Below are 25,493 nucleotides of genomic sequence, written 5' to 3'. Positions count from 1 at the left end.
CGGTAATGCTTGAATTCGAGGTGCACCCAACATGACACCGCTGCTGGCGACCTCGTCATTGATGGCGCCTTTGCTGACCATCTGCGTCGTTCTTATCATGTTCGTCTTGTTCGTGCGCGAGACCTACCCAACAGAGGTGGTTGCCTTGGCCGGGGCCGCGTTGATGCTGGCCAGCGGTGTCCTGCCCTACGAGGCGGCGCTTGCGATTCTCAGTAACCCCGCGCCATGGACGATTGCGGCAATGTTCATCGTCATGGGGGCGCTGGTGCGCACCGGGGCATTGGAGGTGCTGACACGGATGGCCGAGCGGCAGGCCCGCAAACGCCCCAAAACGGCGATTATTGGCGTTCTGCTTTCTGTCATGGGCGCGTCGGCGATCATGAACAATACGCCGGTTGTCGTCGTGATGATCCCCGTCATGGTCCAGCTTTCAGGGGTTTTGGGCGCGAAGGCCTCAAAGTTCCTGATCCCACTGAGCTATGCGGCGATCATGGGTGGTTCACTGACGTTGATCGGCACATCAACCAACCTGCTCGTCGACGGGGTTGCGCGTGGCGAAGGATTAGAGGCGTTCACGATCTTTGAAATCCTGCCCATCGGTCTGGTGGTGTGCCTGTGGGGATTGATCTACCTTGGCATCTTTGGGCGTCATCTATTGCCTGAAAGAGACAGCATGGCGAACATGCTGACAGATCGATCCTCCAAGATGAAGTTTTTCACCGAGGCTGTTATCCCTCCTGACAGTAATCTCATCGGTCAGGATGTTACCGCGGTCCAACTGTTCAAGCGTGAAGGCGTACGTCTGATCGATGTGGTGCGCGGCGACAAATCATTGCGGCGCAATCTCAAAGGTGTTGCGCTGCAGGTGGGTGATCGAGTGGTTTTGCGGACGCAAATGACGGAAATCCTCAGCCTGCACGAAAACAAAGAGCTCAAACCCGTCGATCAGGTTTCGGCGGTAGAGACCTCAACGGTTGAGGTTCTGATCACACCGGGGTGCCGGATGGTCGGCAAATCGCTGGGCGTCATGCGCCTGCGGCGTCGATATGGCGTTTATACACTCGCCGTGCATCGCAGAAACCAGAACATTGGCCGCCAGTTGGACGACCTTGTGGTCAAAGTGGGGGATACTCTCTTGCTGGAAGGTGCGCCAGAGGACATTCAGCGACTGGCCGACGACATGGAACTGGTGGACGTATCGCACCCGTCGGCACGGGCTTATCGGCGCAGCCACGCGCCGATTGCGGTCGCCGCCCTTTTTGGCATTGTGGCCTTGGCTGCGCTGGATGTCGCACCTATCCTGTTGCTTGCGGTGGTGGCCGTTGCACTGGTTCTGGTCACCCGCTGCATCGACGCAGACGAAGCGTTTTCCTTTGTGGACGGACGCTTGCTGGCCCTGATTTTTTCAATGCTCGCCGTCGGAGCGGCCCTGCAGAGTTCCGGTGCCATTGCGTTGATCGTTGACGGTGTGGCGCCTGCGCTGATGTCCGTGCCGCCGACAGTCGTAGTGCTGGCTGTGTTTCTGCTCACGTCCACGTTTACCGAGATCGTTTCCAATAACGCGGTGGCGGTGATCATGACCCCATTGGCCATCGGATTGGGCAACGCCCTGGGGCTTGATCCGCGCCCGCTCGTGGTGGCTGTGATGATCGCGGCATCCTGCGCTTTTGCGACACCTATCGGATACCAGACCAATACGCTGGTTTACGGACCGGGCGGGTACCGGTTTACCGATTTCACGCGCGTTGGCCTGCCTCTCAATCTCAGCACCGCCTGTATCGTGTCGCTGATTATTCCGCTGATCTGGCCGCTTTAGACGGCCGGCATGCTATTTTGAAACCGGCTTGCCAAAAGCGACAACGTTTCCGTGACGGTCCAATAATGACCAGCGGGCGGCGATAAAATGATAGCTGCTTGTCTCCCAGCCGGTTTCGTCTCGTTTCGCGGCTCTACGCCATGCGCCTTCAATCCGGACGGGTAAGCGCAGCGTTTCGATTTGTGGCGGCGTGTTGTCGGCCGCTTTGGCAATCGTGCGTGCGGCACGCAAGAGCGCCTTAAGTTGCCCTTCCAATGCGCTGGCCTGCGCTGCTCGTCTGCCCGCAAATACGACATCGACCTCGTGTTTGCGGTCGACAAAGCCACGTATGATAATATCGCCGCGCCCGTTTCTGCGGGTTTGCGGGATCAATTCGACCATGATCTGACACAACTCGGATTGGAACAGGCCTGCGTCTTCCTCCTGCTCGGTAACAGAGAAAGCAGCGCGTCTGATCTGAAAACTGTCGTTTGCCGAAGGCAGCACCATCTGTGGCCCCATTTTCAAGCTTGTACCACTTGATATCAGTTTCATTTTAAAATTTGGTTGATGGCAGGCAGGCGATCTATCTACCGGATTGCTATGTGTTTTATGCAAAGCGGCAATGCGCATTTGTGTCTGGAAAGTGCCGGTCATTGCTACCATTTCTGTGCCATCAGGTTCACCGTTTGATGAAAGGATTATCCATGACCGACTTGGTGAAGAAACTGAAAATCTCCGCGCAAAAGCGTGCAGATTTCAATCGGACCTATTGCGAGTTGCGCCACATGCCACGTGCGACGGCCATCGATCTTGGTCTGTATCCAGAAGACGCATACGACGTCGCGTATCGCGCTGTTTACGGACGTTAACAGCGCCCAGCTGCGAGACAGATTGCAGCACAAGATTTTTCCGGCCCGCGAAATGGCCCCGTCAAGGGTAAGACCATATCGCGGGCCTTTTTGTGTCTAGAGAGGCCAGAAAACGAGGATTGCCGGAATTGAAACCGCCACGATGATGATTTCAAGCGGTAGTCCCATGCGCCAGTAGTCACCGAAATCATATCCGCCGGGACCAAGTATCAAAGTGTTGTTCTTGTGTCCGATCGGCGTGAGGAACGCACTGGACGCGGCAACTGCGACCGCCATCAGGAAAGGATCCGGCGAAACGCCTAGCGACTGCGCCATCTGTATGCCTACCGGGGCGGCGACAATTGTGGTCGCTGTATTGTTCAAAACATCAGAAAGCGTCATCGTCACAATCATCAACACGGTCAATACTGCCCAAGCAGGCAGGCCAGCCGTCAAGTTGACCAACACATTGGAAATCAATTCTGTCCCGCCCGAACTTTCCAGCGCGGCACCCAGCGGGATCATTGATCCAAGCAGCACAACAACCGGCCAATTAATGTGATCGTACAGTTCTGACAGCGGAACAATGCGGACCAGCACATAGGCGACGACGACCAAACCCAAAGCGATTGGCAGATAGAGCAGCCCCAAACTTGCAGCCAAAACCGCAACCGCAAACAGCCCGATCGCAAGCCAAACCTTGTGATTTGCGGTAACCGCAAGACCCCGATCCGCAAGCGGCAGGCAGCCAAGCCATTCCGCCACATCCTGACCGGTGTCACGCGGGACCAGCAGCAGGAGGATGTCGCCGGTTTCGATAGATGTGTCACGCAGCCGTTTGGTCAACCTCCGACCACGACGCGAGATGCCAAGCAAAACAGTGCGTTGCCGCCATGCAAGCCCAATGGCCCGAACTGTTTTCCCCTGGATACGGGCGTCTTCCGGCACGACTACTTCTATCACTTCGACGCCGTCCCCCGCGGCGTTCAACGCATCGCTGCGCTTTTCGTCAGCCACTGCGAGATCGAGGCTCGCGCGGAACTCGTCAAGCGCTTCGGGTGTGGCTTCGATGACCAGTGCATCTTCTGCCCGTAGCACGGTGTTACGTGCCTGACCGTACTGGCGCTTGCCGTCGCGAATTACGCCCAGCACAGCGACATCGGCCTTGTCCGCCGCATCGTATAGCTCTGCGACGCGCTTGCCGATTTGCTTGTTCCCGTCAGGAACCACAAGCTCTGCGATGTATTGGGATATGTCCGTGGTGTCGGTCTCTTCCGTTAGCCGCTGCGGGATCAATCGCCAGCCGATGAGCGACACAAACGCCAAGCCAGCGAGCGCGGCGATCCCGCCCACCGGCGCAAAATCAAACATGGCAAAGGGTGCGCCGAGGCTTTCCTGCCGGATTGCCGCAATGATGATGTTGGGGGGCGTTCCAATCAGTGTGGCCATGCCGCCCAGTATCGTCGCAAAGCTCAGAGGCATAAGGCTCAGCCCGGGCGGGCGCCCTGCCTTGCGTGCGGTCTGGATATCGACTGGCATCAACAACGCAAGAGCGGCGACGTTGTTCATGAACGCGGAGAGCACACCACCAATGGCGCCCATGAGAGCGATATGTGCGCCGAGCTTTCGGCTGGCATCAACGAGAGTGCGCGTGATTAGAAAAACAGCGCCAGAACGAACGAGCCCGGCTGACACGACGAGCACGAGGGCAACCACAAGGGTCGCTGGATGGCCAAAACCTGAAAAGGCGTCAGCAGTGGGGACGACCCCCAAAACCACGCCAATCATCAAGGCGCTGAAGGCGACGATGTCATAGCGAAACCGGCCCCACAGCAGCATGCCGAACACGGTGGCGAAAAGGGCAAACAAGATGATCTGATCACTGGTCATAGGCCTGCGATCTAGCCATGAAGCGCGCTCAGGGGGAAGCGCTAATTGCTGTGCCAAAGAGCAGAAGGCAGTTGTCAGGGTCTTTCACATGAAATTCGCGCTGTTGGTAGGGCTGGTCAAAAGGTGCGCGCACCCGGTCGCGCGCGAGGGTTTCCAGCCTGCTTTGAAGTTCGTCGAAAAGCGTGTCGACGTCGTCGCAGTCGAGATAGATCATCTGTTCTCCGATGACACATGACGCATCGACCTCGATCAATCGGATAGCTTTTCCCAAACGCTGCACAAAAGCGTAGTTTTCCATCTGAAATGTGCAGGAAAAGCCCAATATCCGCGTGAAAAAGTCGATTGACGCCTCTAGGTCGTGCGTCATCACAAAAGGAGTGATCTGGGTTATCTCTGCCATGACCGCAGCGTACATCAAGCGCTCTCATGAAGCAAAACCAACTGGATACACAGGGCTGCCCTTGCCCCGCGCCTGTCACCTGTTTTATAGCAGGCGCTAACGCAGTTATATCGGATGGATGGTGCTATGGCAGGCCACTCTAAATGGGCGAATATTCAACATCGTAAAGGGCGGCAGGACGCGGTTCGCGCCAAGCTTTTCTCCAAGTTGAGCAAGGAGATTACGGTTGCCGCAAAAATGGGTGACCCCGATCCTGACAAAAACCCGCGTTTGAGGCTGGCGGTAAAAGAGGCCAAGTCGCAATCCATGCCGAAAGACAATATCGATCGCGCCATCAAGAAATCTCAGGTGGGTGATGGCGATGATTACGAAGAGATCCGCTATGAGGGCTATGGCCCCAACGGTGTCGCAGTCATCGTCGAAGCGATGACAGACAACCGCAATCGCACCGCGTCTACCGTCCGTTCAACCTTTACAAAGAACGGCGGAAATCTCGGCGAGACGGGCAGCGTCGGGTTCATGTTCGACCGTAAAGGCGAGGTAACGTACCCGGCTGAAGTTGGCGATGCAGACACCGTTATGATGGCAGCGATCGAGGCGGGTGCGGAAGATGTCGAGAGCACCGAGGACGGACACACGATCTGGTGCGCGGACACCGACCTGAATGACGTGGCAACAGCACTAGAAGCAGAGTTGGGCGAAACTACCTCAACGAAACTGGTCTGGAAACCGACCACCACAACCGAGATGGATCTGGACGGGATGCAAAAGCTGATGAGGCTGATCGACGCTTTGGAAGATGACGACGATGTCCAACGCGTTACGACCAACTTCGAGGCATCCGACGAAGTTATGGAGCAGTTGTAAAAGCTGCTCGAGCAACGAAAAAGCCGCCCTGAATTGTGGCGGCTTTTTTTATTTCTGCAGGTCTTGGTCAGCGGCGATGGTAAGTTTCAGCGTTGTTCTGAACAAAACCCGTGGCTTCCGAAAAAGCACCGCGCCGATGCGAAAAAACCCGGCGCTGTCCGCGGTTCGGGGCCGGGGCGGGCGCGACCCACACGCTTGATAAGCTGTTTTAGCTCGGAAAGCTTCTGGTGCGCGCGCGTGCCGCCGGCCTCGCTTTGGACGGACAAAATCTTTTTCTGCGTCTGAAGCGCAGCCTCGATCAACTCGATGTCTTTGGCCGTCAAATCCAGCCGATTCAGATTATCCAACATATCGCACATCCTTACTACCTCCCCACCATATGGGAACTGAACAGGTATACGCCAATCATCCCCAATAAGATTTCCGTTACCCGACGTTATTTTTTCACGTTTCCGTTATGCGATGACCCGTAATGCCGCGCGGCAGGTGTCAATTTAACCCAACGGTCCGGCCAAAGTAGGGCTTGCGGCCTGGACCAGAAAGGAGTGTCTATACTTCATGGTTAGCGAAACGTTTTCCCGGCCGCTGGTGGGTGTCTTTTGGATGTTGGTCACCGGGCTGTGCTTTATCACTGTTACTGCGCTCGTTAAGTTTTTGGGCCCGCGTATTCCACCCGCTGAAGCTGCTTTTCTGCGCTATCTCCTCGGTCTGGTGTTTCTCATTCCCGCAATCGGTGCGCTGCGCACTGCGCATCTGACACGGCGGCAGTGGACGTTGTGCGCTTCGCGCGGTGCATTTCATGCGCTGGGGGTGATCTTGTGGTTCTATGCTATGGTCCGTATTCCCCTCGCGGAAGTGACCGCCATGAACTACCTTGCACCCATCTATGTCACGATCGGTGCTGCGCTTTTTCTGGGCGAAAGACTGGCTTTTCGACGCATTGCTGCAGTAATTTTGGCAGTTGTCGGGGCGATGATCATTCTGCGCCCGGGCTTCCGAGAGGTCAGCAGCGGACATATCGCGATGATCTTCACTGCGATCGTCTTTGGCGGGTCCTATCTCACCGCCAAGATATTGGCTGATGAGATCAAGCCGTCGGTTGTCGTGGCGATGTTGTCGATTTTTGTGACGATCGCGCTCGCGCCATTCGCGCTGATAGACTGGGTAACGCCGACACTGAGAGAGCTTGCCATCTTGTTTCTCGTCGCATGCTTTGCCGTGGCGGGGCACTATACCATGACCCTCGCCTTCGCCGCTGCGCCCGTCACGGTTACGCAACCTGTGACCTTCACCCAGCTAATCTGGGCTGTGCTGCTTGGATACTTTGCCTTCGGCGAGTCGGTGGATGTCTGGGTAATTCTCGGTGGTGTGCTGATCTTGTCATCGGTGACCTTTATCACCTGGCGAGAAGCTGTCTTGAACCGCAAGCCGACCACGCCCGTGGTCAATCAGACCAAAACCTGATTTTTATTGATTGACGAGTCAATCAAAATCCAGCTAGCTGAGCGTGCATTGATGTGAGGGGATGCAGATGCCGAAACTGGGTATGGAACCCGTACGGCGCACAGCATTGGTGGAGGCTACGATCGCAGAGATCGGTGCGCGCGGATCGCTGGACGTCACGGTTGGCCAGATTGCAAGGCGCGCAGGCATGTCAACGGCGCTTGCGCATCATTACTTTGGCGGCAAGGACCAGATTTTTCTGGCGGCCATGCGCCAGATTCTGCGCGATTTCGGTGACGAAGTGCGACGTGCATTGCACGCGGCCGACACACCTTGTGACCGTGCCCGTGCCGTAATTGAAGCCAGCTTCGCACCGTCTTGTTTCGCCCCGGATACGATCAGTGCTTGGATGACACTTTATGCGTCGGCCCAGATAAATCCCGAAACGCTGCGCCTGCTGCGTTTGTACCAACGGCGCCTGAATTCCAATCTGCTGCACGCCTTGCGGCCTGTGTCCGACGCGCCTGAAGAGCACGCAGAACTGATCGCCGCGCTGATCGACGGTTTGTATCTGCGCGCCGCGCTGGCGTCGTCAACAAGCGCGGATGCGGCGCGCGCGCTGCTTCTCGGCGCACTCAAGAGCCTTTTGAAAGAAAACCCATGAGCAAGCCCAACATTCTGATCCTGATGGTTGACCAACTCAACGGCACACTGTTCCCCGATGGCCCGGCAGACTGGTTACACGCGCCAAACCTCAAAAAGCTAGCGCGCCGTTCAACAAGATTCCGCAACGCCTATACTGCCAGCCCCCTCTGTGCGCCCGGTCGTGCCGCGTTCATGTCAGGCCAGCTTCCTTCAGCAACTGGAGTTTATGACAACGCTGCTGAATTCTGCTCGTCAATACCGACCTACGCGCACCATCTGCGTCGTGCAGGGTATCAGACCTGCCTGTCGGGCAAAATGCATTTTGTCGGGCCTGACCAACTGCACGGGTTTGAAGAGCGCCTGACCACCGATATCTATCCTGCCGACTTCGGATGGACGCCGGATTACCGCAAGCCGGGTGAGCGGATTGACTGGTGGTATCACAACATGGGCTCGGTGACCGGGGCAGGGGTGGCGGAAATCTCCAACCAGATGGAGTATGATGATGAGGTGGCCTATAATGCCACGCGCAAACTTTACGATCTGTCACGCGGGGCCGATGCGCGTCCCTGGTGTCTGACGGTAAGCTTTACCCACCCGCATGATCCTTACGTTGCTCGCAAAAAATACTGGGACCTCTACGAGGACTGCGAGCACCTGCAGCCGGTCGTACCGGCAATCCCATATGAAGAGCAGGACAACCACTCAAAGCGTATCTTTGATGCGAACGACTGGCGCAGCTTTGACATCACGCCCGACGATATCGCTCGATCGCGCCGCGCATATTTTGCCAACATCAGCTATCTTGACGACAAGATTGGCGAAATCCTCCAAACGATCGAAGATACACGGCAAGAAGCCATCGTCGTCTTCGTCTCCGATCACGGCGATATGCTGGGCGAGCGAGGCTTGTGGTTCAAAATGTCCTTCTACGAAGGGTCGGCGCGCGTGCCGCTTATGATCGCGGCACCGCAAATGGCACCGGGACTGAAAACGGACCCGGTATCGACTATTGATGTCTGTCCAACACTTTGCGCGCTTGCCGGCGTTTCCATGCAAGAGGTTATGCCGTGGACAACTGGCGTCTCCCTCGTGCCATTTGGGCAGGGAGAAGAACGACAGGAACCCGTTGCCATCGAATATGCTGCCGAAGCGTCGAACGCCCCGATGGTGTCTCTGCGCTATGGCAAGTGGAAGTACAACAGATGCGAACTCGATCCAGAACAACTCTTTGATCTCGATGCAGATCCGAACGAGTTAACCAATCTTGCAAATGCGCCGGAGCATCAGGGCACGCTGACTGCGCTGCGGGCCAAATCAAAGGCACGCTGGGATCTGGAGGCATTTGACGCGGATATCCGTAAAAGCCAAGCGCGCCGCTGGGTGGTCTATGAGGCGCTGCGCGAGGGCGGCTATTATCCGTGGGATTACCAGCCCCTGCGCGACGCATCAGAGCAGTACATGCGCAATCATATGGACCTCAACATCCTCGAAGACTCCAAAAGATTTCCCCGCGGTGAATAGCTCCTTCACTTTGCTGAATAAACTCCCGCCGGAGGCACAAAATCCAATGCTACTCCTCGAACTCGAATTTTGCAGATACCGGTCAGCACGACCCTGCCGTGATCCAGCGGCGCGCGCCTTTGGCGCGCACGTCTTTTATGTGAACGCGCGGCGCGCCTACGCGCATTTGCCGCGATCGGGAACAGCCTGATGGAAGCGGATTTTGTGATCGTTGGCGCGGGCAGCGCGGGATGTGCCATGGCATATCGCTTGAGCGCCGCTGGCGCGTCGGTCGTGGTGATCGAATACGGTGGCAGTGATGCAGGCCCGTTCATCCAGATGCCGGCGGCCCTGTCTTACCCAATGAACATGCGCCGCTATGATTGGGGCTACGCCTCGCAGCCCGAACCGCATCTCGGCGGTCGCAGGCTTGCGTGTCCCCGCGGCAAGGTAATCGGCGGCTCATCCAGCATAAATGGCATGGTGTACGTGCGCGGGCATGCACTTGATTTTGACCACTGGGCCGAACAAGGGGCCGATGGTTGGTCTTATGCAGACGTTCTGCCCTATTACAAGCGCATGGAATGCTGGCACGATGGTGGCCACGGGGGCGACCCTGCCTGGCGCGGAACCACAGGGCCGTTGCATGTCAGCCGCGGCCCGCGCAGCAACCCGCTTTTTGCGGCCTTCGTCGAAGCGGGCGTTGAGGCGGGCTATCAGGCGACATCCGACTACAATGGCGAGAAGCAGGAAGGTTTTGGCCCGATGGAGCAGACGGTCTGGAACGGCCGCCGCTGGTCTGCTGCAAATGCCTACCTGCGCCCGGCGCTCAAAACCCGAAATTGCCGTCTCGTGCGCGGCCTTGCACGTCGGGTCATCTTTCAGGACAATCGCGCCGTTGGGGTCGAGCTGGCCCGCGGGCGCCAGATTTTGTCCATCCGGGCGCGGCGAGAGGTTGTGCTGGCTGCCTCTTCTATAAACTCGCCCAAGCTATTGATGCTTTCCGGGATCGGCCCGGCGGCGCATATCGCGGCGCATGGCATAGACGTGCTGGCGGATCGGGCCGGGGTCGGCCAGAACCTTCAGGATCATCTCGAATTGTATCTTCAGATGGCCTCACGTCAGCCGATTACCCTCTACAAACACTGGAACTTGTTTTCCAAGGCTGCCATCGGCGCGCAGTGGCTTGCAACTGGCAGGGGCATGGGCGCGTCCAACCAGTTTGAGAGCGCGGCTTTCATCCGGTCGAAGGCGGGTGTGGCTTATCCCGACATCCAGTATCACTTCTTGCCCATCGCCGTGCGCTACGACGGCAAAGTGGCTGCAGAAGGGCACGGGTTTCAGGCGCATGTTGGCCCCATGCGTTCAAAATCGCGTGGATCCGTTTCGCTGGCTTCCAGCGATCCGGCGGTCGCTCCGGAAATCCGTTTCAATTACATGTCACACGCCGAAGACTGGGAGGATTTCCGCCGCTGCATCCGGTTGACCCGTGAAATCTTTGCTCAAGACGCTTTCAAACCCTTCGTTAAACACGAAATCCAGCCCGGCGAAGCGCTGCAATCCGATGAAGAGCTTGACGCCTTTATCCGCGAGCATGTGGAAAGCGCCTATCACCCCTGCGGGACCTGCCGCATGGGGCGCGCAGATGATCCCGGCGCTGTCGTCGACCCGCAGGCGCGCGTCATCGGAGTTGAAGGCTTGCGGGTGGCAGACAGTAGTATCTTTCCCCGCATTACGAACGGAAACCTGAATGCGCCCTCGATCATGGTTGGGGAAAAAGTATCGGACCTTCTGCTAGAGCGCGACCCGCTGCCTCGGGCGAATGATACTCCGTGGGTTCACCCAGATTGGCGGACCGCACAGCGTTGAAGCCTGTTAACTTTAGTTAACAAATCGCCTTGCTGGGGCGTCCTGCCGCTGCCATATCGTTGGTATGTATGTTAAAATTCTCTGCGCACTGGCGTTTGCATTCAGCTTTGCGCTGACCGCTACAGCATCTGAAATTACCGGATCGGCCGTAGTAATTGATGGCGATACCCTACAGGTCGGTGATACGCGGGTGAGACTGTTTGGGATTGATGCACCAGAGGCGGATCAGACCTGCCGCACCGAGCAGGGTGCCGTGTGGGCCTGCGGTGCGTGGGTCAGCGCACAAACACGCGCCTTGGTTCAGTACCGCGATGTAACCTGCCTTCGCGTGGATACAGACCGCTATGGTCGTGTCGTTGCGCGTTGTTATCTGGGTGACGTAGACCTTGCCGAAAGGCTTGTTTCAGAGGGGTTGGCCTTTGCCTACCGACGCTATTCAATGGCGTACGACCTGACCGAAAAGCGCGCCGCGATACAGGACAGGGGCCTGCATGCGATGCGGATTCAGTCACCGGCGCAGTTCCGTCAGAACAGGGCAGCTGGGCGCATTCCGCAGGATCGTACTTGCGCGATAAAGGGGAACATTTCGTCCAAAGGCGTGCGCATCTACCACATGCCTGGTCAACGCGATTACGAGCGCACTGGCATCCGCGAAGCCCGTGGAGAGCGTTGGTTCTGCAGCGAAGCACAGGCGCTGGCCGCGGGATGGCGTCGCGCGCGCAGGTGACTATCCCACCTTGTAGGGCAATACGTCTCGAGTATCTGGGTCAACCGTCAGCTGCCGCTCCAGCGGCGGCACAGCCCGCTGGTGACAGTTGGTACGCTCGCAGATGCGACAAGAAATGCCGATAGGCTCAAAGGCGTGGTCCGCGCTCAGGTCTAAACCATCTGCGTAGACCAGATCGCGGGCGTGACGAACTTCACACCCTAATGCGATCGCAAATCGGCGCAACGGGGCACCGTAACGTCCGGCGGGTTTCGTGACATCCCGCGCGAGGCTGATATAGCGCACACCATCCGGTGTCTCTGCCAGCTGACGCAAGAATTGCCCCGGCAATTCAAAAGCACGATGCACGTTCCACAGCGGGCACGCGCCGCCAAAGCGCGCAAATTGCAGGCGCGTCGCTGAATGTCGCTTCGTGATCGTGCCGGCCTGATCCACGCGCACGAAAAAGAACGGGATGCCTTTTGCACCTGGGCGCTGCAGGGTCGACAAGCGATGCGCCACCTGTTCGATAGAGGCACCAAACTGCCCTGCGAGTACTTCAAGGTCGTGACGGCAGGCAATCGCAGCTTGCTGAAAGGTCTCGTATGGCATCAGTGCTGCGCCCGCAAAATAATTTGCCAAGCCAATCTTTGCGATGGCGCGTGCTTCGGCGGAATGAAAGCGCGCCAGATCCAGCGTCGCATCCAGCAAGGCGTTTTGCTTGACCAGCGCGACTTGCAACAAAAGCTGGAAAGTCTGGGTTTCCGGGGGTGCACGACGCGAAATTTTCAGCGTGCGTGTTTCGGTGTCAAAATGGCGTAACCTGTCCGTGTCGGCAAAGTCGACCGCGATGTCGCTGTTTCCGAGCGTCGAAACTGCTGCCACGCGAATATTCCTGTGCCCCCCCTGCTTTTGTGCAAAGTGTTCTGCTGCCCGGTCAACTGCATCTATGTAGTTGTCGCAATAGTGAAAGAAGTCGCGCACCTCTTCCCATGGGCTTGGTGTCGTCCGGCTGTCTTCCCTTCCCAACGCCTCGTCCAATGACGCAAGCCTTTCCTGCATTTGGCGGTAGCTTCTATGCAATTCTAGGAAGGCGTGGGCGAATGCGGGCGCATTGGATGCGGCAAGTCGTAAATCTGCAAGTGGAGGCAGAGCTTCTGCAAAGATCGGATCCGCAATGGCTTCGCGCATGTCGCTGACGAGACGCTCGCTATCGCCCTCGCTCAACTCGGTAACGTCAATACCAAACTCCTGCGCCAGGGAAAGAACAACCGTGGTCGAGACTGGTCTGTTGTTGTTTTCCATCTGGTTAAGGTAAGGCAGAGAGACGCCGAGTTTAGCGGCAAAATCCTTCTGTGTGTGGCCCAGTCGAGTGCGTAGTTCCCGCAATTTGGCCCCTGCGTATAATTTTTGCGTGGCCACCTCGGTCACCTTTTTAGACGAGTTTGCAAAGTTCTCGATTCGCATAACCGTAGCTTTGCAAACCCTCCCGAACAAGATGGTGTATCCTGGTTAATCTGGCGCTAACGGGCGGGGTCAGCGTGCGGCAGGCCTTTTCGCAAGCCGGGCTTCGCGGCGGTAGACTGTCACAATAGACATCACAGCAGCGAAAGCCGTGGCGCACATGATGTAAAGCAGGGGATACGCACCCGTGCTCGGGCCGAGTGAGGCCCCCGCGATTGCGCTAAGCGCTGCGCCACCACCAATCATAATCGCGCCGCCGAGACCCGACGCTGTCCCGGCCAGATGCGGACGCACAGACAACATGCCAGCGGTTGCATTTGGAATCACAAGGCCATTGCCCAGACCCACCAGTGTCATGAGGCCAAAAAAGCTGAGCGGCGTGCCCAGTCCGGCCAGAAAAATACCAAGCGACAGTGTCACGCCAAACAGATTGATCAGTGCGCCGGTCAGCACCAGCTTGTTGATGCCCACGCGCTTTGCCAGCAAGCCGGTGCACATGTTGCCAAAAAAGTAACCGATGGCCGGAGCGCCAAAGTAAATGCCGACCCAAAACGGTGTCATGCCAAAAACGACTGATCCGACGAAGGGTCCGCCGCCCAGATATGCAAAGAAAGCGCCCGAGCAAAATGCGGCTGCCAGCGAATACCCCCAAAAGCGCGGCGAGGTGAGAAGTTCGGGGTATTCCGCGAATTGTGCCCCGAGTGTTTTGCCGCTCTTGACGGCCGTTTCGCCCTGATCGGCCCAAGCCAGCCACAGGGTAAGCCCGCCCAGGATCAGCAGCGCCCAGAAATTTGCCTTCCATCCGAAAAGCTGGTCGAGGATGCCACCAAATGCGGGGCTTATCATCGGGACAACGGCCATGCCCATGGTTACATAGCCGATCATCGAGGCTGCCTCATCCTGATCGTACATATCACGCACGGCGGCGCGGCTCAGAACCATGGCAACGGCCACCACCGCCTGACACATGCGAAAGAACAGGAATATTTCGGCGGTAGGGGCATAGATGCACCCCAGCGTCGCGACAAGGAATGCGAAAAGCCCGCCCAGAATAACGGGCCTGCGCCCGTATTTGTCTGAAAGAGGCCCGAGAAAAATTTGCAACACGCCGCTGATGCCGAGGTATAGCGCTACCGAGAGCTGCATGATCCGGTAGTCCGTTTGGAAATACTCGGTCATCTTGGGCAGGCTTGGCAGAAACATGTTCATCACGATCGCCGACATCCCAGCTAACAAAATCAGCGTTGAAATGTGCGGCGGGGTGGTGCGATCGAGAAACCGGACTTCTGGTGAGCGTTGCATTCCCAAACAAGTATGTTGACGTGATGCTGTTGTCCATGGAGGCCGTCGCGGCACCACATGCGATTTGCTGCTTTGCAATTTGCATATTTGCTTTTGTATAAACTTTGCAAATTTGCTGGAAACCACTTCGAATTGACCTGTCGTTCCGGTAGACAGGCAGAAATCCAAAAGGGGACCAGCATGAAAGATATCCTTGAACAGCTCGAAGATCGTCGGGCCGCCGCGCGTCTTGGGGGTGGGCAGAAGAGAATTGATGCGCAACACGGGCGCGGAAAGCTGACAGCGCGCGAGCGGATTGACTTGCTGGTAGACGAGGGGAGCTTCGAAGAATTCGATATGTTCGTGACCCACCGCTGTGTCGATTTTGGCATGGAAGACCAAAAACCGGCAGGTGATGGGGTTGTGACAGGTTGGGGTACGATCAACGGTCGCCTTGTGTATGTGTTCAGTCAGGATTTCACCGTTTTGGGTGGCTCGGTTTCAGAGACCCATGCGCAAAAAATATGCAAAATTATGGATTTGGCAGTGCAAAACGGGGCACCCGTGATCGGCATTAACGATTCAGGTGGCGCGCGCATTCAAGAAGGCGTGGATTCGTTGGCGGGGTATGGTGAAGTGTTCCAGCGCAACATCACGGCGTCTGGTGTTGTGCCGCAGATCAGTGTCATCATGGGGCCCTGCGCGGGCGGCGCTGTCTATTCCCCTGCCATGACGGATTTCATTTTCATGGTGAAAGACAGCTCGTACATGTTCGTAACCGGGCCCGATGTGGTCAAGACCGTCACCAACGAGCAGGTATCTGCTGAAGAACTGGGCGGGGCCAGCACGCACACCCGCAAATCCTCGGTGGCCGATGCGGCATTTGAAAATGACGTGGAGGCGCTGGCAGAGGTAAGAAGGCTGGTTGATTTCCTACCATCCAATAACCGCGAGAAACCGCCGGTCCGACCATTCTTTGACGACCCCAACCGTTTGGAGCCATCGCTGGATACGCTGGTGCCCGAGAACCCCAATACGCCTTATGACATGAAGGAGTTGATCCATAAGTTGGCGGATGAGGGTGACTTTTACGAAATTCAGGAGGAATTCGCGAAAAACATCATCACCGGCTTTATCCGGCTCGAAGGCCGCACTGTTGGTGTCGTGGCCAACCAGCCGCTGGTACTGGCGGGCTGTCTTGACATCGATAGCTCGCGCAAAGCCGCACGCTTTGTCCGGTTCTGCGATGCCTTCGAGATACCGATCCTCACGCTGATCGATGTCCCCGGATTTTTGCCAGGCACAAGTCAGGAATACGGCGGCGTGATCAAGCACGGTGCCAAGCTACTCTTTGCTTATGGCGAAGCAACCGTGCCAATGGTTACAGTGATCACCCGCAAAGCCTATGGCGGGGCCTACGTGGTGATGTCGTCAAAGCATTTGCAGGCCGATTTCAATTACGCTTGGCCCACGGCAGAGATTGCTGTGATGGGGGCCAAGGGCGCGACAGAGATCATTCACCGTAGTGATCTGGGCAACGCCGAAAAACTTGCCAAGCATCAGGCGGATTACGAAGAGCGTTTTGCAAACCCTTTTGTTGCCTCTGAACGCGGGTTTGTGGATGAGGTGATCATGCCGCGAACGACGCGCAAGCGCATTGCGCGCGCCTTTGCTTCATTGCGGAACAAATCAACGCATACGCCTTGGAAAAAGCATGACAACATCCCGTTGTAATGCGCTGAGATCGTGACAAAATTTCACAATATATCAGAAGCGCCCGAACATGTCGCTCCGTTTTCCCACGCGGTCGAGGCGGATGGCTGGGTGATCCTCACCGGTCAGATGCCGACCCAGGCGGGTGCGCCCGATGCACCCCTGCCTGACGGCGTGGTGGCGCAGACCCAGCAGGTTATGCGCAACCTCGAAACTGTCTTGCGGGGGCTCGGACTTGATCTGACAGATGTGGTGCAATGCAGGTGTTTTCTGACGGAATTTGAACGAGATTATGCTGCGTTCAACGACGCTTACAAAGCGTTCTTCAGCTCAGACCGGCTGCCCGCGCGTACCACGGTAGGTGTCACCGCACTTGCCGTTGGCGCTTTGGTCGAAATCGATTGTATCGCACGCCGCAGAGAGGTGGCGGTATGACCAATTCGGTAGCAGCCCCTGTCGGTCACTTGGTGCCATCTCAGCAACCGGTCGAGCTTTATGAGGTGCTCATCGACACCGTGGGTTCGGAGGACTGGCTGCGCTTCAGGTTCATTGCGCCGACGATTGGCAAAGGCGACGGCAAGCGTAGCTTTGCAGACGTCGAAGCGGATATGGCGCACCTTTGCGCGACCGTTGCACAGCCTTACATGCAAGAACACGGGCTGCGCGCAGAGGTCGTTGCGATTACTCTTTTGGACAGGCCTGTGGCCTTCGGGCAAGTCGATCCTGAAGCAACCCAGTATATTGACGTATTCCGCGTGAGTAGTGGTACCTGTGTGTGGGAGGGTCTGTGATGCGCTGCGCGGGTATCATTAGGGGCATCGCACGCTCTTGTGCGTTTTCAATTGAGGCTTCGGCGTCACAATCTGTGCGCGCTGAAGCGGGGCGATTTATTTCGTGGCTTATTTCGGCTAGTGTAGGGCGTCATTGGGCGGAAAGCGCCCGGACGCAACAACAAGTTTCGGACGGCGTTTTGCCGATCACGAAACACACATTGAGAGCTAGGAGAGAAACAGGATGTCCAAGAGTATCAAGATTTTGGCCGTGCTCGGGCTTGCAGTCTTCGTGTCTGCCTGCGCAAACGAAGAAGAGGAATTCGTGGTCGTCGAGCCAGAGCCGATTTCGACAGAACCGGTATACACTGGTAAATACAAGTAACCTTGACGCGGGGCGCAGCACCGCGCGCGCCCTGCCTCATGCTCTTCGTCAACAACGGAGGGCAACATGCTGAAGCACAAGGGATTTCCTGGACGTCTTTCAGGAACCGACTATCAATTCACATTGCGAAGATTCAACCCGCGTGGCGTAACCCCGCTTGTCAGTCGTGAGCGGTTCCGTGACCGCAAGCCCGCAGACCGGCGCGCGGATGCTGCTTTTTTTGCGGCTCTCTGGGAGCATTTTGGCGCTGAGCCGTTTGAGCGCGGCAATTTGGATGCAGGCCGGTTGTCGTGGCTGTTCGGGCGCGAGGTACTTCCTGCGACAGACCCTTTTGATCCGGCCAGTTACGAGGCAATGCTGGTAATCGACGAGGCAGTTGCACGCGTTTCTTTCCCGGAGGCGTTTGAGACATGATCGGCATGTTCTCGCTTGTGTCAGCCTCAAAATGGCAAAGCTTGGCCCATTTGGCGCCTTGTCGGGTGAAAACGCTTGGCGCTTCAACCGATGCGTGTATGGATGCGTGTACAGGCTTGCGTGAATATCCCCACGCAACGGCTGACAAGACTACTATTCGTACCCCTTCCCCTGACGGGCAGTCGGACACGTCGCAGTCCCGACTGCCCGTCTTTTTGCCAAGAACGCCAGCGCGTTGTGGTGTGATCCTTCGGAGGAACGAATGTAGCCGGCAGGCGTTTAAGAGCAGGAAAAGAAAGAAAGGAAGCATAACGTGCTTATCAAGAAGACTTCGCTTGCACTCGTTGCCCTTGCAGGTCTTGCGGCTTGCGGCGACACGATTGGTGAACAAGCTGTCGGCGGGGCGGCCATTGGCGCAGGTGCTGCAGTCATCACCAATGATGATATGGCCAAGGGCGCTGCCATTGGTGCAGCCGGCAATGTTGCCTACTGCCAGCTTTATCCCGCCAACTGCAACTAACATACGACGCATCCGCGCCGAAAATCAGACTAAAGCCGTGCAGCCTCAGGGCCCGCACGGCTTTTTTGCGCTTTGCGCCACCCCAATTCAGACCAAAGAACTGCCAAAAAGGGACTGTCCATGTTCAACAAGATTCTGATCGCCAACCGCGGCGAAATTGCCTGCCGGGTCATCAAGACCGCGCGCAAAATGGGCATCTCGACAGTTGCCGTCTATTCCGATGCGGACAAGCAGGCGCTGCATGTGCAGATGGCGGATGAAGCTGTGCACATAGGCCCGCCTCCGGCCAACCAGTCATATATCGTGATCGATAAGATCATGGAGGCGATAACCTCCTCTGGCGCACAGGCGGTGCACCCAGGGTACGGGTTCTTGTCGGAGAATGCGAAGTTCGCCGAAGCGCTGGAAGCCGCGGGTGTGGCTTTTGTCGGCCCACCCAAGGGGGCCATCGAAAAGATGGGCGACAAGATCACGTCGAAAAAGATCGCGCAGGATGCCGGTGTCAGCACGGTTCCGGGATATATGGGGTTGATCGAAGACGCGGATGAGGCGGTCAAGATAAGTCAGGAAATCGGGTATCCGGTGATGATCAAGGCCTCCGCCGGTGGCGGCGGCAAGGGGATGCGGATTGCGTGGAACGACGAAGAGGCGCGCGAAGGCTTCCAATCATCGAAAAACGAGGCCGCGAGTTCTTTTGGTGATGACCGGATCTTTATCGAAAAGTTCGTCACCCAGCCACGTCACATCGAAATTCAGGTTTTATGCGACGCGCATGGCAACGGCATTTATCTGGGTGAGCGCGAGTGTTCGATCCAGCGCCGGAACCAAAAAGTTGTAGAAGAAGCACCGAGCCCGTTTCTAGACGAGGCCACGCGCAAGGCCATGGGCGAACAGGCAGTCGCGTTGGCTCAGGCTGTGGATTATGCCTCGGCGGGTACGGTCGAGTTTATCGTCGACGGAGACAAGAACTTTTACTTTCTCGAGATGAACACCCGTCTGCAGGTGGAACATCCGGTGACCGAACTCATCACAGGTGTCGATCTGGTAGAGCAGATGATCCGTGTGGCCAATGGCGAAAAGCTGTCGATCACGCAGGATGATGTAAAGCTCACTGGCTGGGCGATCGAAAACCGTCTTTATGCCGAAGATCCTTATCGCGGATTCTTGCCCTCTATCGGCCGCTTGACGCGGTACCGCCCACCTGAAGAGATCGCCGCTGGGCCCATGGCCGAAAACGATACGTGGCACGGCGATGCGTCGCGCGGTGAAACGGCGGTGCGCAATGATACTGGTGTTTACGAAGGGGGCGAGATTTCCATGTACTACGACCCCATGATTGCGAAACTGTGCACATGGGGTCCGACCCGTGACGCGGCAATTGAACGGATGCGCGTGGCGCTCGACAGCTTTGAGGTTGAGGGGATCGGGCACAACCTGCCGTTTGTTGCAGCGGTAATGGATCATCCAAAATTTGTCTCGGGCGACATGACCACGGCCTTTATTGCCGAGGAATACCCCGACGGGTTTGACGGGGTCGCGCTGCCAGATGGAGAGTTGCGCCGGATCGCTGCGGCTTGCGCGGCCATGCACCGTGTCGCCGAAATCCGCCGCGCACGGGTCTCCGGACGTATGGATAACCACGAGCGTAAGGTCGGGACCGAGTGGAATGCCCGTCTTCAGGGGCAGTCATTCGACATGCACATCGATGCCGATCAGGAGGGGGCGTCTGTCACTTTTGATGATGGTTCAACGTTGCGTGTCGCAGGGGATTGGACGCCCGGTGACAAGCTGGCGACGATGACAGTTGAAAACGCGCCACTTGTACTCAAAGTCGGCAAAATTTCTGGTGGTTTCCGGATCCGGACCCGGGGCGCTGATTTGAAAGTTCACGTTCGCACGCCACGGCAGGCCGAACTGGCGCGCAAAATGCCTGAAAAGCTGCCGCCGGACACGTCAAAGATGCTGCTGTGCCCGATGCCTGGCCTGGTCGTAAAGCTGGATGTCGCTGTTGGTGACGAAGTGCAGGAAGGTCAGGCGCTGTGCACCATCGAAGCCATGAAAATGGAGAACATTCTGCGGGCAGAACGCAAGGGTGTTGTCTCAAAGGTCAATGCCTCTGTCGGCGACAGCCTTGCCGTCGATGATGTGATCATGGAGTTCGAATAGCATTGATGGCGGTGCAGCAGGTGACAAAACCGGCAAAAAGGACGCGTCAGCGTGCGCCAGCGCGTTCTTTCTGCTCGCGGATTTCGCGCTTGCGGATCGGCATTTTGTCTATGCTTCGGGTGATTTCGCGCACGTCCCAAGGAAACGGTTTCCGGATTTTCACACCGCCGTCTTTGCCGATCAACACAAGCATGAAGCCCCGCGGACGTAATTTGCGCCGCAAGTTTGAAAGCGGCTCGGGTTCTGTGTCGGTTATCACGACGACATCCCGGGCGCGCAACTCGTCTTCGCGGGCGCGCAACAACGACATCTGTTCCGTAAAAGCAGGGTCGAGGGCTGACTCTGCAAACACGACTACCGGTCTTTGGCGCCACTTGAAGTCGTCAAGATCCACCTCGTCCATAGAGAAGAACAATGGCAGTTCAACCGCCGGATCGGTATCTTCCGCAAGGGCGTGTGTGGTGAAAAGGCCAGCCATTACAAGGGGTAGTAGCGTCTTCATCTTATCTCCTATTGCCTTCAATATAGGCAGTTATTTCGCAGATGCGATAAGGGACATGCGCAATTTTAACTTTAAATCTCCGGCAAGGGATTTCGGTTAATGCTGGCGCAACCCTCTTATTCCTGGCCGGGCGGGGCGGTCTTTCAGCGCTGGATGAGCAGCCTCATGGACGTAATACTGCATATAGGTGCGCATCGTACTGCGACGACGAGTTTTCAGTCTTATATGCGCGGGCATGCCGAGAGGCTGATCGAGCATGGTATCGGCTATTGGGGGCCGGATCAGACGCGCGGTGGCGTGTTTTCGGGTATGTACGCTTTACCCCGCCGGAAAAGTTCTGATTATCAGAATGACATGCGGCGGGTTTCTGACAAGCTGAAAGAGATTGAAGACCGGGGCGCGCGCACTCTTGTCATAAGCGACGAAAATCTGATGGGGTCTGTGCGCCAGAACATTCGCGAAGAGGTGATTTATCCTCAGGTCGCAGGCCGTGTTGCGCATGCCCTCGGTATTCTGGACGGGCGTGTGCGCCGGATCAGCATTTCGATCCGCAGTCTGGAGGCATATTGGTGCTCTGCTCTGGCCTATGGCGTGGAGCGCGGTGCGCCGGTACCATCGCGCTCAAAGCTGGCGCGCATCGCGGGCAGTGCCCGTACTTGGCGCGACGTTGTGTCTGATATCGCGCACGCGGCCGGTGACGTTCCGATCAAGGTGTCACAATTCGAACGGCAGAGCGGGCGACCTGACGCGTTTTTGGCTGATATGGAGGTGGCACATGTCCCGCCTGTGACGCGGCGCGTGCGTGCCAATGCCGCGCCCGACCTGCCGAGTTTGCGTCGGGCCCTGACCGCGCGGGGAGCAGAGCCAGATATTCTACCCTTTGGCATGGGGCGCTGGAATCCATTTACAAACGCGGAACACGCTGCTCTGCGCGAGCACTATGCGGATGATATAATGTGGCTGACTGCCGGTGCTTCCGGCATGGCCAGCCTGACCGAGGATCGCCTTTCTGAAAGAGCGGGCATGAACCCGCCCCATAAGGCAAACTGCAAAGGACAAACCGATGAGTTCGAAGAAAGACACGTGGCGCGACCTCGCTGAAGGTGAGCTGCGCGGCAAGCCCGTCGATGATCTGACATGGAAAACCCTTGAAGGCATCGACGTTCAACCGATCTACACAGAAGAGGATGTCGCCGGACTGGATCATCTCGGCTCAATCCCCGGACAGGCGCCGTACACACGCGGGGTGAAGGCGACGATGTACGCCGGACGCCCATGGACGATCAGGCAATACGCCGGGTTTTCCACCGCGGAAGAATCCAACGCCTTTTACCGCCAAGCGCTCGCCAACGGCCAGCAAGGGGTTTCGGTGGCCTTCGATCTGGCGACACACCGTGGATATGACAGTGATCACCCGCGGGTCGAAGGCGACGTGGGCAAGGCCGGCGTGGCAATCGACAGTATCGAGGACATGAAAATCCTGTTCGACGGTATTCCACTCGACAAGGTGTCAGTATCGATGACCATGAACGGTGCGGTGATCCCGATCCTCGCCAACTTTATTGTCGCAGGCGAAGAGCAGGGGCATGACCGTGCGGTGCTATCCGGCACGATCCAGAACGATATCCTCAAGGAATTTATGGTGCGCAATACCTACGTGTACCCGCCAGAGCCATCGATGCGGATCATTGCAGACATCATCGAATATACATCCAACGAGATGCCGAAATTCAACTCGATCTCCATCTCTGGCTATCACATGCAGGAAGCGGGCGCGAACCTTGTGCAGGAGCTTGCCTTTACCCTTGCCGACGGGCGTGAATATGTGCGCGCTGCCATCGCACGTGGTATGGACGTGGACAAGTTTGCCGGCCGGCTTTCGTTTTTCTTCGCCATTGGCATGAACTTTTTCATGGAGGCGGCAAAGCTGCGTGCGGCACGACTTTTGTGGTCGCGGATCATGTCGGAATTCGAACCCAAGAACCCGAAATCCTCGATGCTGCGCACCCATTGTCAAACCTCTGGCGTCAGCCTTCAGGAACAGGACCCGTACAACAACGTGATCCGCACGGCCTATGAGGCGATGTCGGCGGTGCTGGGCGGCACGCAGTCGCTGCACACCAATGCATTGGATGAGGCTATCGCGTTGCCCACCGAGTTTTCGAGCCGTATTGCGCGCAACACGCAATTGATCTTGCAAGAGGAAACCGGGGTCACAAATGTGGTCGATCCGCTGGCGGGATCTTACTACGTGGAAAAGTTGACCCATGATCTGGCCGAAGCTGCGTGGAAGCTGATCGAAGAAGTCGAAGATATGGGCGGTATGACCAAGGCCGTCGCCACCGGCATGCCAAAGCTGCGCATAGAAGAGGCTGCGGCGATGCGGCAGGCCAATATCGACCGAGGCACCGAGGTGATCGTGGGCGTGAACAAATACCGCCGCGACAAAGAAGACCCAATCGACATTCTGGACATCGACAATGCAGCAGTCCGGCAGAGCCAGATCGCGCGTCTTGATCAGGTGCGCAGCACCCGTGATGCGGCAGCTTGCGATGCCGCGTTAGAAGAACTCGGCCGTCGCGCCGAGGCAGGCGGCAATCTTCTTGAAGCGGCAGTAGAGGCGGCGCGCGCCCGTGCAACAGTTGGAGAAATCAGCATGGCAATGGAAAAAGTGTTCGGCCGACACCGTGCGGAGGTCAAGACACTGGCCGGTGTGTATGGTGCGGCTTACGAGGGTGACGAGGGCTTTGCCGCCATTCAGAAATCCGTCGAGGAATTTGCCGAAACCGAAGGGCGCCGTCCCAGAATGCTGGTGGTCAAAATGGGACAGGATGGCCACGACCGGGGCGCCAAGGTCATCGCAACGGCTTTTGCCGATATCGGCTTTGACGTCGATGTGGGCCCTTTGTTTCAAACCCCAGCAGAAGCCGCGCAGGACGCGGTGGATAACGACGTCCACGTCATCGGGATCAGCAGCCAGGCCGCGGGTCACAAGACTTTGGCACCACAGCTTGTCCAAGCGCTTAAAGACGCGGGTGCCGAAGACATCCTTGTCATCTGCGGCGGTGTGATCCCGCAACAGGACTACCAGTTTCTCTATGACGCAGGGGTCAAGGCGATCTTCGGCCCGGGCACCAATATTCCCAAAGCCGCACAAGACATTCTGAAGCTGATCGCAGAGGCGCGGGGGTGATCGCGCTTGATCATCTTGCGGTCGCGGGCGAGACGCTGGATGAGGCGCGCATCGCTGTAGAGAGCGCGCTAGGCGTGACGCTTCAACCCGGCGGAGAACATGACGTATTCTTCACCCACAACATGCTGCTGGGATTGGAGGACGGGTTATATCTCGAAGCGATTGCGATAAATCCCACAGCCCCTGTGCCCGAGCGCGCGCGCTGGTTCGATCTTGACCGCTTTTCCGGTCCGGCACGGCTCACCAATTGGATTTGCCGCGCAGATGATCTGGACGCGGCGCTGAAAGCAACCCCCGATGGTATGGGCGATCCGGTACAGTTGCAGCGTGGCGACCTGCGCTGGCAAATGGCTGTTCCGCACAGCGGTATTCTGCCGTTTGACGGGATCGCGCCGGCTTTGATCCAATGGCAAACTGCCACCCACCCTGCGGGTCTTTTGGCCGCGTCAGGGGTTCGGCTTAGACGTCTGACTGTCCGCCATCCCGAAGCCGATAGTCTGAAGCAAGCGATGAAGTCTCTTTTGAGCGATGACCGGGTGGCATACGAACAGGGTCCCCACGCCTTACACGCCGCATTTGACACGGCGCATGGCCCGCGTGAGTTGTCAGGGTGATCCGCGCGGCCGCGCCAGCAGACGCTGCGCAAATCTGTTCCCTGTGGAACTGGATGATCCGCGAAACCCTTGCCACCTTCACAACGGTGGAAAAGACCCAATCCGACATAGCGGCATTGATCGAAACGCGGGCGTTTTTCATCGCTGAACGCTCGGGCCAGTTGGCGGGGTTCGCCACCTATGGGCCGTTTCGCACAGGGCCCGGTTATGCCGCGACGGCGGAACATTCGGTCATTGTGGCAGCACCCTTTCATGGCACCGGTGTCGGTCGTGCCTTGATGACCGCCGTAGAAGCGCACGCCGTGACAGACAAAATACACACTTTGGTTGGCGCGGTGAGCAGCGCCAATCCCGGAGCGATCGCCTTTCACGAGGCATTGGGGTATCGCGTTGCCGGTCGGTTAACTGACACCGGACGCAAAGCAGATCAATGGCTTGATCTTGTTTTGATGCAGAAAATTCTGGCTGCGCCTGATTGAGCCGCTGACACCGTGTCGCGCAA

The 25,493-nt window shown here is 57.3% G+C and carries 26 protein-coding genes; 19 read left to right on the top strand and 7 right to left on the bottom strand.

The genetic code is table 11. The features are described from left to right. Positions 1-31 precede the first annotated feature (31 nt). Entirely contained in the window at positions 32-1,816 is a 1,785-nt protein-coding gene (locus AC2D8V_RS10405; protein WP_484733457.1) for an SLC13 family permease, read from the top strand. 12 nt (positions 1,817-1,828) lie between these two features. On the opposite strand, the gene AC2D8V_RS10400 is transcribed toward AC2D8V_RS10405, so the two are convergent. Then, a complete protein-coding gene (locus AC2D8V_RS10400; protein ID WP_484733456.1) occupies positions 1,829-2,350 on the bottom strand; it encodes a hypothetical protein in 522 nt (173 codons plus the stop codon). A 152-nt stretch (positions 2,351-2,502) separates the two neighbouring features. On the opposite strand from AC2D8V_RS10400, the gene AC2D8V_RS10395 reads away from it, so the two are divergent. Continuing rightward, on the top strand, positions 2,503-2,667 hold the full coding sequence (locus AC2D8V_RS10395; protein WP_484733455.1) for a hypothetical protein: 165 nt from the start codon (positions 2,503-2,505) through the stop codon (positions 2,665-2,667). Positions 2,668-2,763: 96 nt separating this feature from the next. On the opposite strand, the gene AC2D8V_RS10390 is transcribed toward AC2D8V_RS10395, so the two are convergent. Further along, the gene (locus tag AC2D8V_RS10390; RefSeq protein WP_484733454.1) at positions 2,764-4,536 is read right to left on the bottom strand and encodes an SLC13 family permease; all 1,773 of its coding nucleotides are present in this window, start codon (positions 4,534-4,536) and stop codon (positions 2,764-2,766) included. Positions 4,537-4,564: 28 nt separating this feature from the next. Continuing rightward, positions 4,565-4,936, bottom strand: coding sequence for a bleomycin resistance protein (locus AC2D8V_RS10385; protein WP_484733453.1), 372 nt, complete (start codon positions 4,934-4,936; stop codon positions 4,565-4,567). A 126-nt stretch (positions 4,937-5,062) separates the two neighbouring features. On the opposite strand from AC2D8V_RS10385, the gene AC2D8V_RS10380 reads away from it, so the two are divergent. Next, positions 5,063-5,803 carry a YebC/PmpR family DNA-binding transcriptional regulator gene (locus AC2D8V_RS10380; RefSeq protein WP_484733452.1) on the top strand — a complete coding sequence of 247 codons (741 nt, stop codon included), beginning with the start codon at positions 5,063-5,065 and terminating at the stop codon, positions 5,801-5,803. Between the two features lie 86 nt (positions 5,804-5,889). Here AC2D8V_RS10380 and AC2D8V_RS10375 read toward each other — a convergent pair whose 3' ends face one another. Continuing rightward, positions 5,890-6,153 (bottom strand): hypothetical protein, encoded by a 264-nt coding sequence (locus tag AC2D8V_RS10375; RefSeq protein WP_484733451.1) that lies wholly within the window; start codon positions 6,151-6,153, stop codon positions 5,890-5,892. A 208-nt stretch (positions 6,154-6,361) separates the two neighbouring features. Here AC2D8V_RS10375 and AC2D8V_RS10370 point away from each other — a divergent pair, with 208 nt between their 5' ends. The 5 genes from AC2D8V_RS10370 (at position 6,362) to AC2D8V_RS10350 (ending at position 11,990) form a co-directional block, all read left to right on the top strand. Next, positions 6,362-7,267, top strand: a complete 906-nt coding sequence (locus AC2D8V_RS10370) for a DMT family transporter (RefSeq protein ID WP_484733450.1) — start codon at positions 6,362-6,364, stop codon at positions 7,265-7,267. A 67-nt stretch (positions 7,268-7,334) separates the two neighbouring features. Next, positions 7,335-7,910, top strand: coding sequence for a choline-binding transcriptional repressor BetI (gene betI / locus AC2D8V_RS10365; RefSeq protein WP_484733449.1), 576 nt, complete (start codon positions 7,335-7,337; stop codon positions 7,908-7,910). Continuing rightward, positions 7,907-9,415, top strand: a complete 1,509-nt coding sequence (betC, locus tag AC2D8V_RS10360; RefSeq protein WP_484733448.1) for a choline-sulfatase — start codon at positions 7,907-7,909, stop codon at positions 9,413-9,415. Before betI ends, betC begins: the two co-directional genes overlap by 4 nt. A 189-nt stretch (positions 9,416-9,604) precedes the next feature. Continuing rightward, positions 9,605-11,263: a choline dehydrogenase gene (gene betA, locus AC2D8V_RS10355; RefSeq protein ID WP_484733447.1), complete on the top strand. Its 1,659-nt coding sequence runs from the start codon at positions 9,605-9,607 to the stop codon at positions 11,261-11,263. 64 nt (positions 11,264-11,327) lie between these two features. After that, positions 11,328-11,990 (top strand): thermonuclease family protein, encoded by a 663-nt coding sequence (locus tag AC2D8V_RS10350; RefSeq protein ID WP_484733446.1) that lies wholly within the window; start codon positions 11,328-11,330, stop codon positions 11,988-11,990. Here AC2D8V_RS10350 and AC2D8V_RS10345 read toward each other — a convergent pair whose 3' ends face one another. Both AC2D8V_RS10345 and AC2D8V_RS10340 read right to left on the bottom strand, forming a co-directional pair. Beyond that, positions 11,991-13,391 (bottom strand): helix-turn-helix domain-containing protein, encoded by a 1,401-nt coding sequence (locus AC2D8V_RS10345; RefSeq protein ID WP_484733896.1) that lies wholly within the window; start codon positions 13,389-13,391, stop codon positions 11,991-11,993. A gap of 114 nt (positions 13,392-13,505) precedes the next feature. Then, positions 13,506-14,735, bottom strand: coding sequence for a multidrug effflux MFS transporter (locus AC2D8V_RS10340; RefSeq protein ID WP_484733445.1), 1,230 nt, complete (start codon positions 14,733-14,735; stop codon positions 13,506-13,508). A 180-nt stretch (positions 14,736-14,915) separates the two neighbouring features. Between AC2D8V_RS10340 and AC2D8V_RS10335 the strand changes: the two genes are divergently transcribed. From AC2D8V_RS10335 to AC2D8V_RS10305, 7 genes are all read left to right on the top strand, one after another. Then, complete coding sequence (locus AC2D8V_RS10335) at positions 14,916-16,448, top strand: acyl-CoA carboxylase subunit beta (RefSeq protein WP_484733444.1); 1,533 nt, start codon at positions 14,916-14,918, stop codon at positions 16,446-16,448. A gap of 12 nt (positions 16,449-16,460) precedes the next feature. Continuing rightward, the gene (locus tag AC2D8V_RS10330) at positions 16,461-16,862 is read left to right on the top strand and encodes a RidA family protein (RefSeq protein ID WP_484733443.1); all 402 of its coding nucleotides are present in this window, start codon (positions 16,461-16,463) and stop codon (positions 16,860-16,862) included. After that, positions 16,859-17,218 (top strand): DUF6497 family protein, encoded by a 360-nt coding sequence (locus AC2D8V_RS10325; RefSeq protein ID WP_484733442.1) that lies wholly within the window; start codon positions 16,859-16,861, stop codon positions 17,216-17,218. Before AC2D8V_RS10330 ends, AC2D8V_RS10325 begins: the two co-directional genes overlap by 4 nt. A 223-nt stretch (positions 17,219-17,441) precedes the next feature. Beyond that, a complete protein-coding gene (locus AC2D8V_RS10320) occupies positions 17,442-17,582 on the top strand; it encodes a hypothetical protein (protein ID WP_484733441.1) in 141 nt (46 codons plus the stop codon). Positions 17,583-17,648: 66 nt separating this feature from the next. Next, positions 17,649-17,996, top strand: coding sequence for a hypothetical protein (locus AC2D8V_RS10315; RefSeq protein WP_484733440.1), 348 nt, complete (start codon positions 17,649-17,651; stop codon positions 17,994-17,996). Between the two features lie 313 nt (positions 17,997-18,309). Next, positions 18,310-18,516, top strand: a complete 207-nt coding sequence (locus AC2D8V_RS10310; RefSeq protein WP_484733439.1) for a hypothetical protein — start codon at positions 18,310-18,312, stop codon at positions 18,514-18,516. 120 nt (positions 18,517-18,636) lie between these two features. Continuing rightward, the gene (locus AC2D8V_RS10305; RefSeq protein WP_484733438.1) at positions 18,637-20,682 is read left to right on the top strand and encodes an acetyl-CoA carboxylase biotin carboxylase subunit; all 2,046 of its coding nucleotides are present in this window, start codon (positions 18,637-18,639) and stop codon (positions 20,680-20,682) included. A 46-nt stretch (positions 20,683-20,728) separates the two neighbouring features. On the opposite strand, the gene AC2D8V_RS10300 is transcribed toward AC2D8V_RS10305, so the two are convergent. After that, positions 20,729-21,184 (bottom strand): DUF4174 domain-containing protein, encoded by a 456-nt coding sequence (locus AC2D8V_RS10300; protein WP_484733437.1) that lies wholly within the window; start codon positions 21,182-21,184, stop codon positions 20,729-20,731. A 99-nt stretch (positions 21,185-21,283) separates the two neighbouring features. On the opposite strand from AC2D8V_RS10300, the gene AC2D8V_RS10295 reads away from it, so the two are divergent. Genes AC2D8V_RS10295 through AC2D8V_RS10280 form a run of 4 tightly spaced genes read left to right on the top strand, consistent with a single transcriptional unit; the run spans position 21,284 to position 25,470 of the window. Further along, on the top strand, positions 21,284-22,285 hold the full coding sequence (locus tag AC2D8V_RS10295) for a hypothetical protein (protein WP_484733436.1): 1,002 nt from the start codon (positions 21,284-21,286) through the stop codon (positions 22,283-22,285). After that, positions 22,248-24,377, top strand: a complete 2,130-nt coding sequence (gene scpA / locus AC2D8V_RS10290; protein WP_484733435.1) for a methylmalonyl-CoA mutase — start codon at positions 22,248-22,250, stop codon at positions 24,375-24,377. Before AC2D8V_RS10295 ends, scpA begins: the two co-directional genes overlap by 38 nt. Further along, positions 24,374-24,991 (top strand): VOC family protein, encoded by a 618-nt coding sequence (locus AC2D8V_RS10285; RefSeq protein WP_484733434.1) that lies wholly within the window; start codon positions 24,374-24,376, stop codon positions 24,989-24,991. Before scpA ends, AC2D8V_RS10285 begins: the two co-directional genes overlap by 4 nt. After that, positions 24,988-25,470 carry a GNAT family N-acetyltransferase gene (locus AC2D8V_RS10280; protein WP_484733433.1) on the top strand — a complete coding sequence of 161 codons (483 nt, stop codon included), beginning with the start codon at positions 24,988-24,990 and terminating at the stop codon, positions 25,468-25,470. The genes AC2D8V_RS10285 and AC2D8V_RS10280 overlap by 4 nt, the downstream gene beginning before the upstream one ends. Positions 25,471-25,493: the final 23 nt, after the last annotated feature.

The sequence above is a fragment of the Roseobacter sp. YIN89 genome, assembly GCF_057219365.1.
Note: the sequence above shows the minus strand (reverse complement) of the source record. Positions and strands in the feature narration are given on the sequence as shown.

Coding starts and splice junctions, on each gene's coding strand:
- AC2D8V_RS10405 (WP_484733457.1), top strand. CDS start 32: ATGACACCGCTGCTGGCGACCTCGTCATTGATGGCGCCTTTGCTGACC.
- AC2D8V_RS10400 (WP_484733456.1), bottom strand. CDS start 2,350: ATGAAACTGATATCAAGTGGTACAAGCTTGAAAATGGGGCCACAGATG.
- AC2D8V_RS10395 (WP_484733455.1), top strand. CDS start 2,503: ATGACCGACTTGGTGAAGAAACTGAAAATCTCCGCGCAAAAGCGTGCA.
- AC2D8V_RS10390 (WP_484733454.1), bottom strand. CDS start 4,536: ATGACCAGTGATCAGATCATCTTGTTTGCCCTTTTCGCCACCGTGTTC.
- AC2D8V_RS10385 (WP_484733453.1), bottom strand. CDS start 4,936: ATGGCAGAGATAACCCAGATCACTCCTTTTGTGATGACGCACGACCTA.
- AC2D8V_RS10380 (WP_484733452.1), top strand. CDS start 5,063: ATGGCAGGCCACTCTAAATGGGCGAATATTCAACATCGTAAAGGGCGG.
- AC2D8V_RS10375 (WP_484733451.1), bottom strand. CDS start 6,153: ATGTTGGATAATCTGAATCGGCTGGATTTGACGGCCAAAGACATCGAG.
- AC2D8V_RS10370 (WP_484733450.1), top strand. CDS start 6,362: ATGGTTAGCGAAACGTTTTCCCGGCCGCTGGTGGGTGTCTTTTGGATG.
- betI (WP_484733449.1), top strand. CDS start 7,335: ATGCCGAAACTGGGTATGGAACCCGTACGGCGCACAGCATTGGTGGAG.
- betC (WP_484733448.1), top strand. CDS start 7,907: ATGAGCAAGCCCAACATTCTGATCCTGATGGTTGACCAACTCAACGGC.
- betA (WP_484733447.1), top strand. CDS start 9,605: ATGGAAGCGGATTTTGTGATCGTTGGCGCGGGCAGCGCGGGATGTGCC.
- AC2D8V_RS10350 (WP_484733446.1), top strand. CDS start 11,328: ATGTATGTTAAAATTCTCTGCGCACTGGCGTTTGCATTCAGCTTTGCG.
- AC2D8V_RS10340 (WP_484733445.1), bottom strand. CDS start 14,735: ATGCAACGCTCACCAGAAGTCCGGTTTCTCGATCGCACCACCCCGCCG.
- AC2D8V_RS10335 (WP_484733444.1), top strand. CDS start 14,916: ATGAAAGATATCCTTGAACAGCTCGAAGATCGTCGGGCCGCCGCGCGT.
- AC2D8V_RS10325 (WP_484733442.1), top strand. CDS start 16,859: ATGACCAATTCGGTAGCAGCCCCTGTCGGTCACTTGGTGCCATCTCAG.
- AC2D8V_RS10320 (WP_484733441.1), top strand. CDS start 17,442: ATGTCCAAGAGTATCAAGATTTTGGCCGTGCTCGGGCTTGCAGTCTTC.
- AC2D8V_RS10315 (WP_484733440.1), top strand. CDS start 17,649: ATGCTGAAGCACAAGGGATTTCCTGGACGTCTTTCAGGAACCGACTAT.
- AC2D8V_RS10305 (WP_484733438.1), top strand. CDS start 18,637: ATGTTCAACAAGATTCTGATCGCCAACCGCGGCGAAATTGCCTGCCGG.
- AC2D8V_RS10300 (WP_484733437.1), bottom strand. CDS start 21,184: ATGAAGACGCTACTACCCCTTGTAATGGCTGGCCTTTTCACCACACAC.
- AC2D8V_RS10295 (WP_484733436.1), top strand. CDS start 21,284: ATGCTGGCGCAACCCTCTTATTCCTGGCCGGGCGGGGCGGTCTTTCAG.
- scpA (WP_484733435.1), top strand. CDS start 22,248: ATGAGTTCGAAGAAAGACACGTGGCGCGACCTCGCTGAAGGTGAGCTG.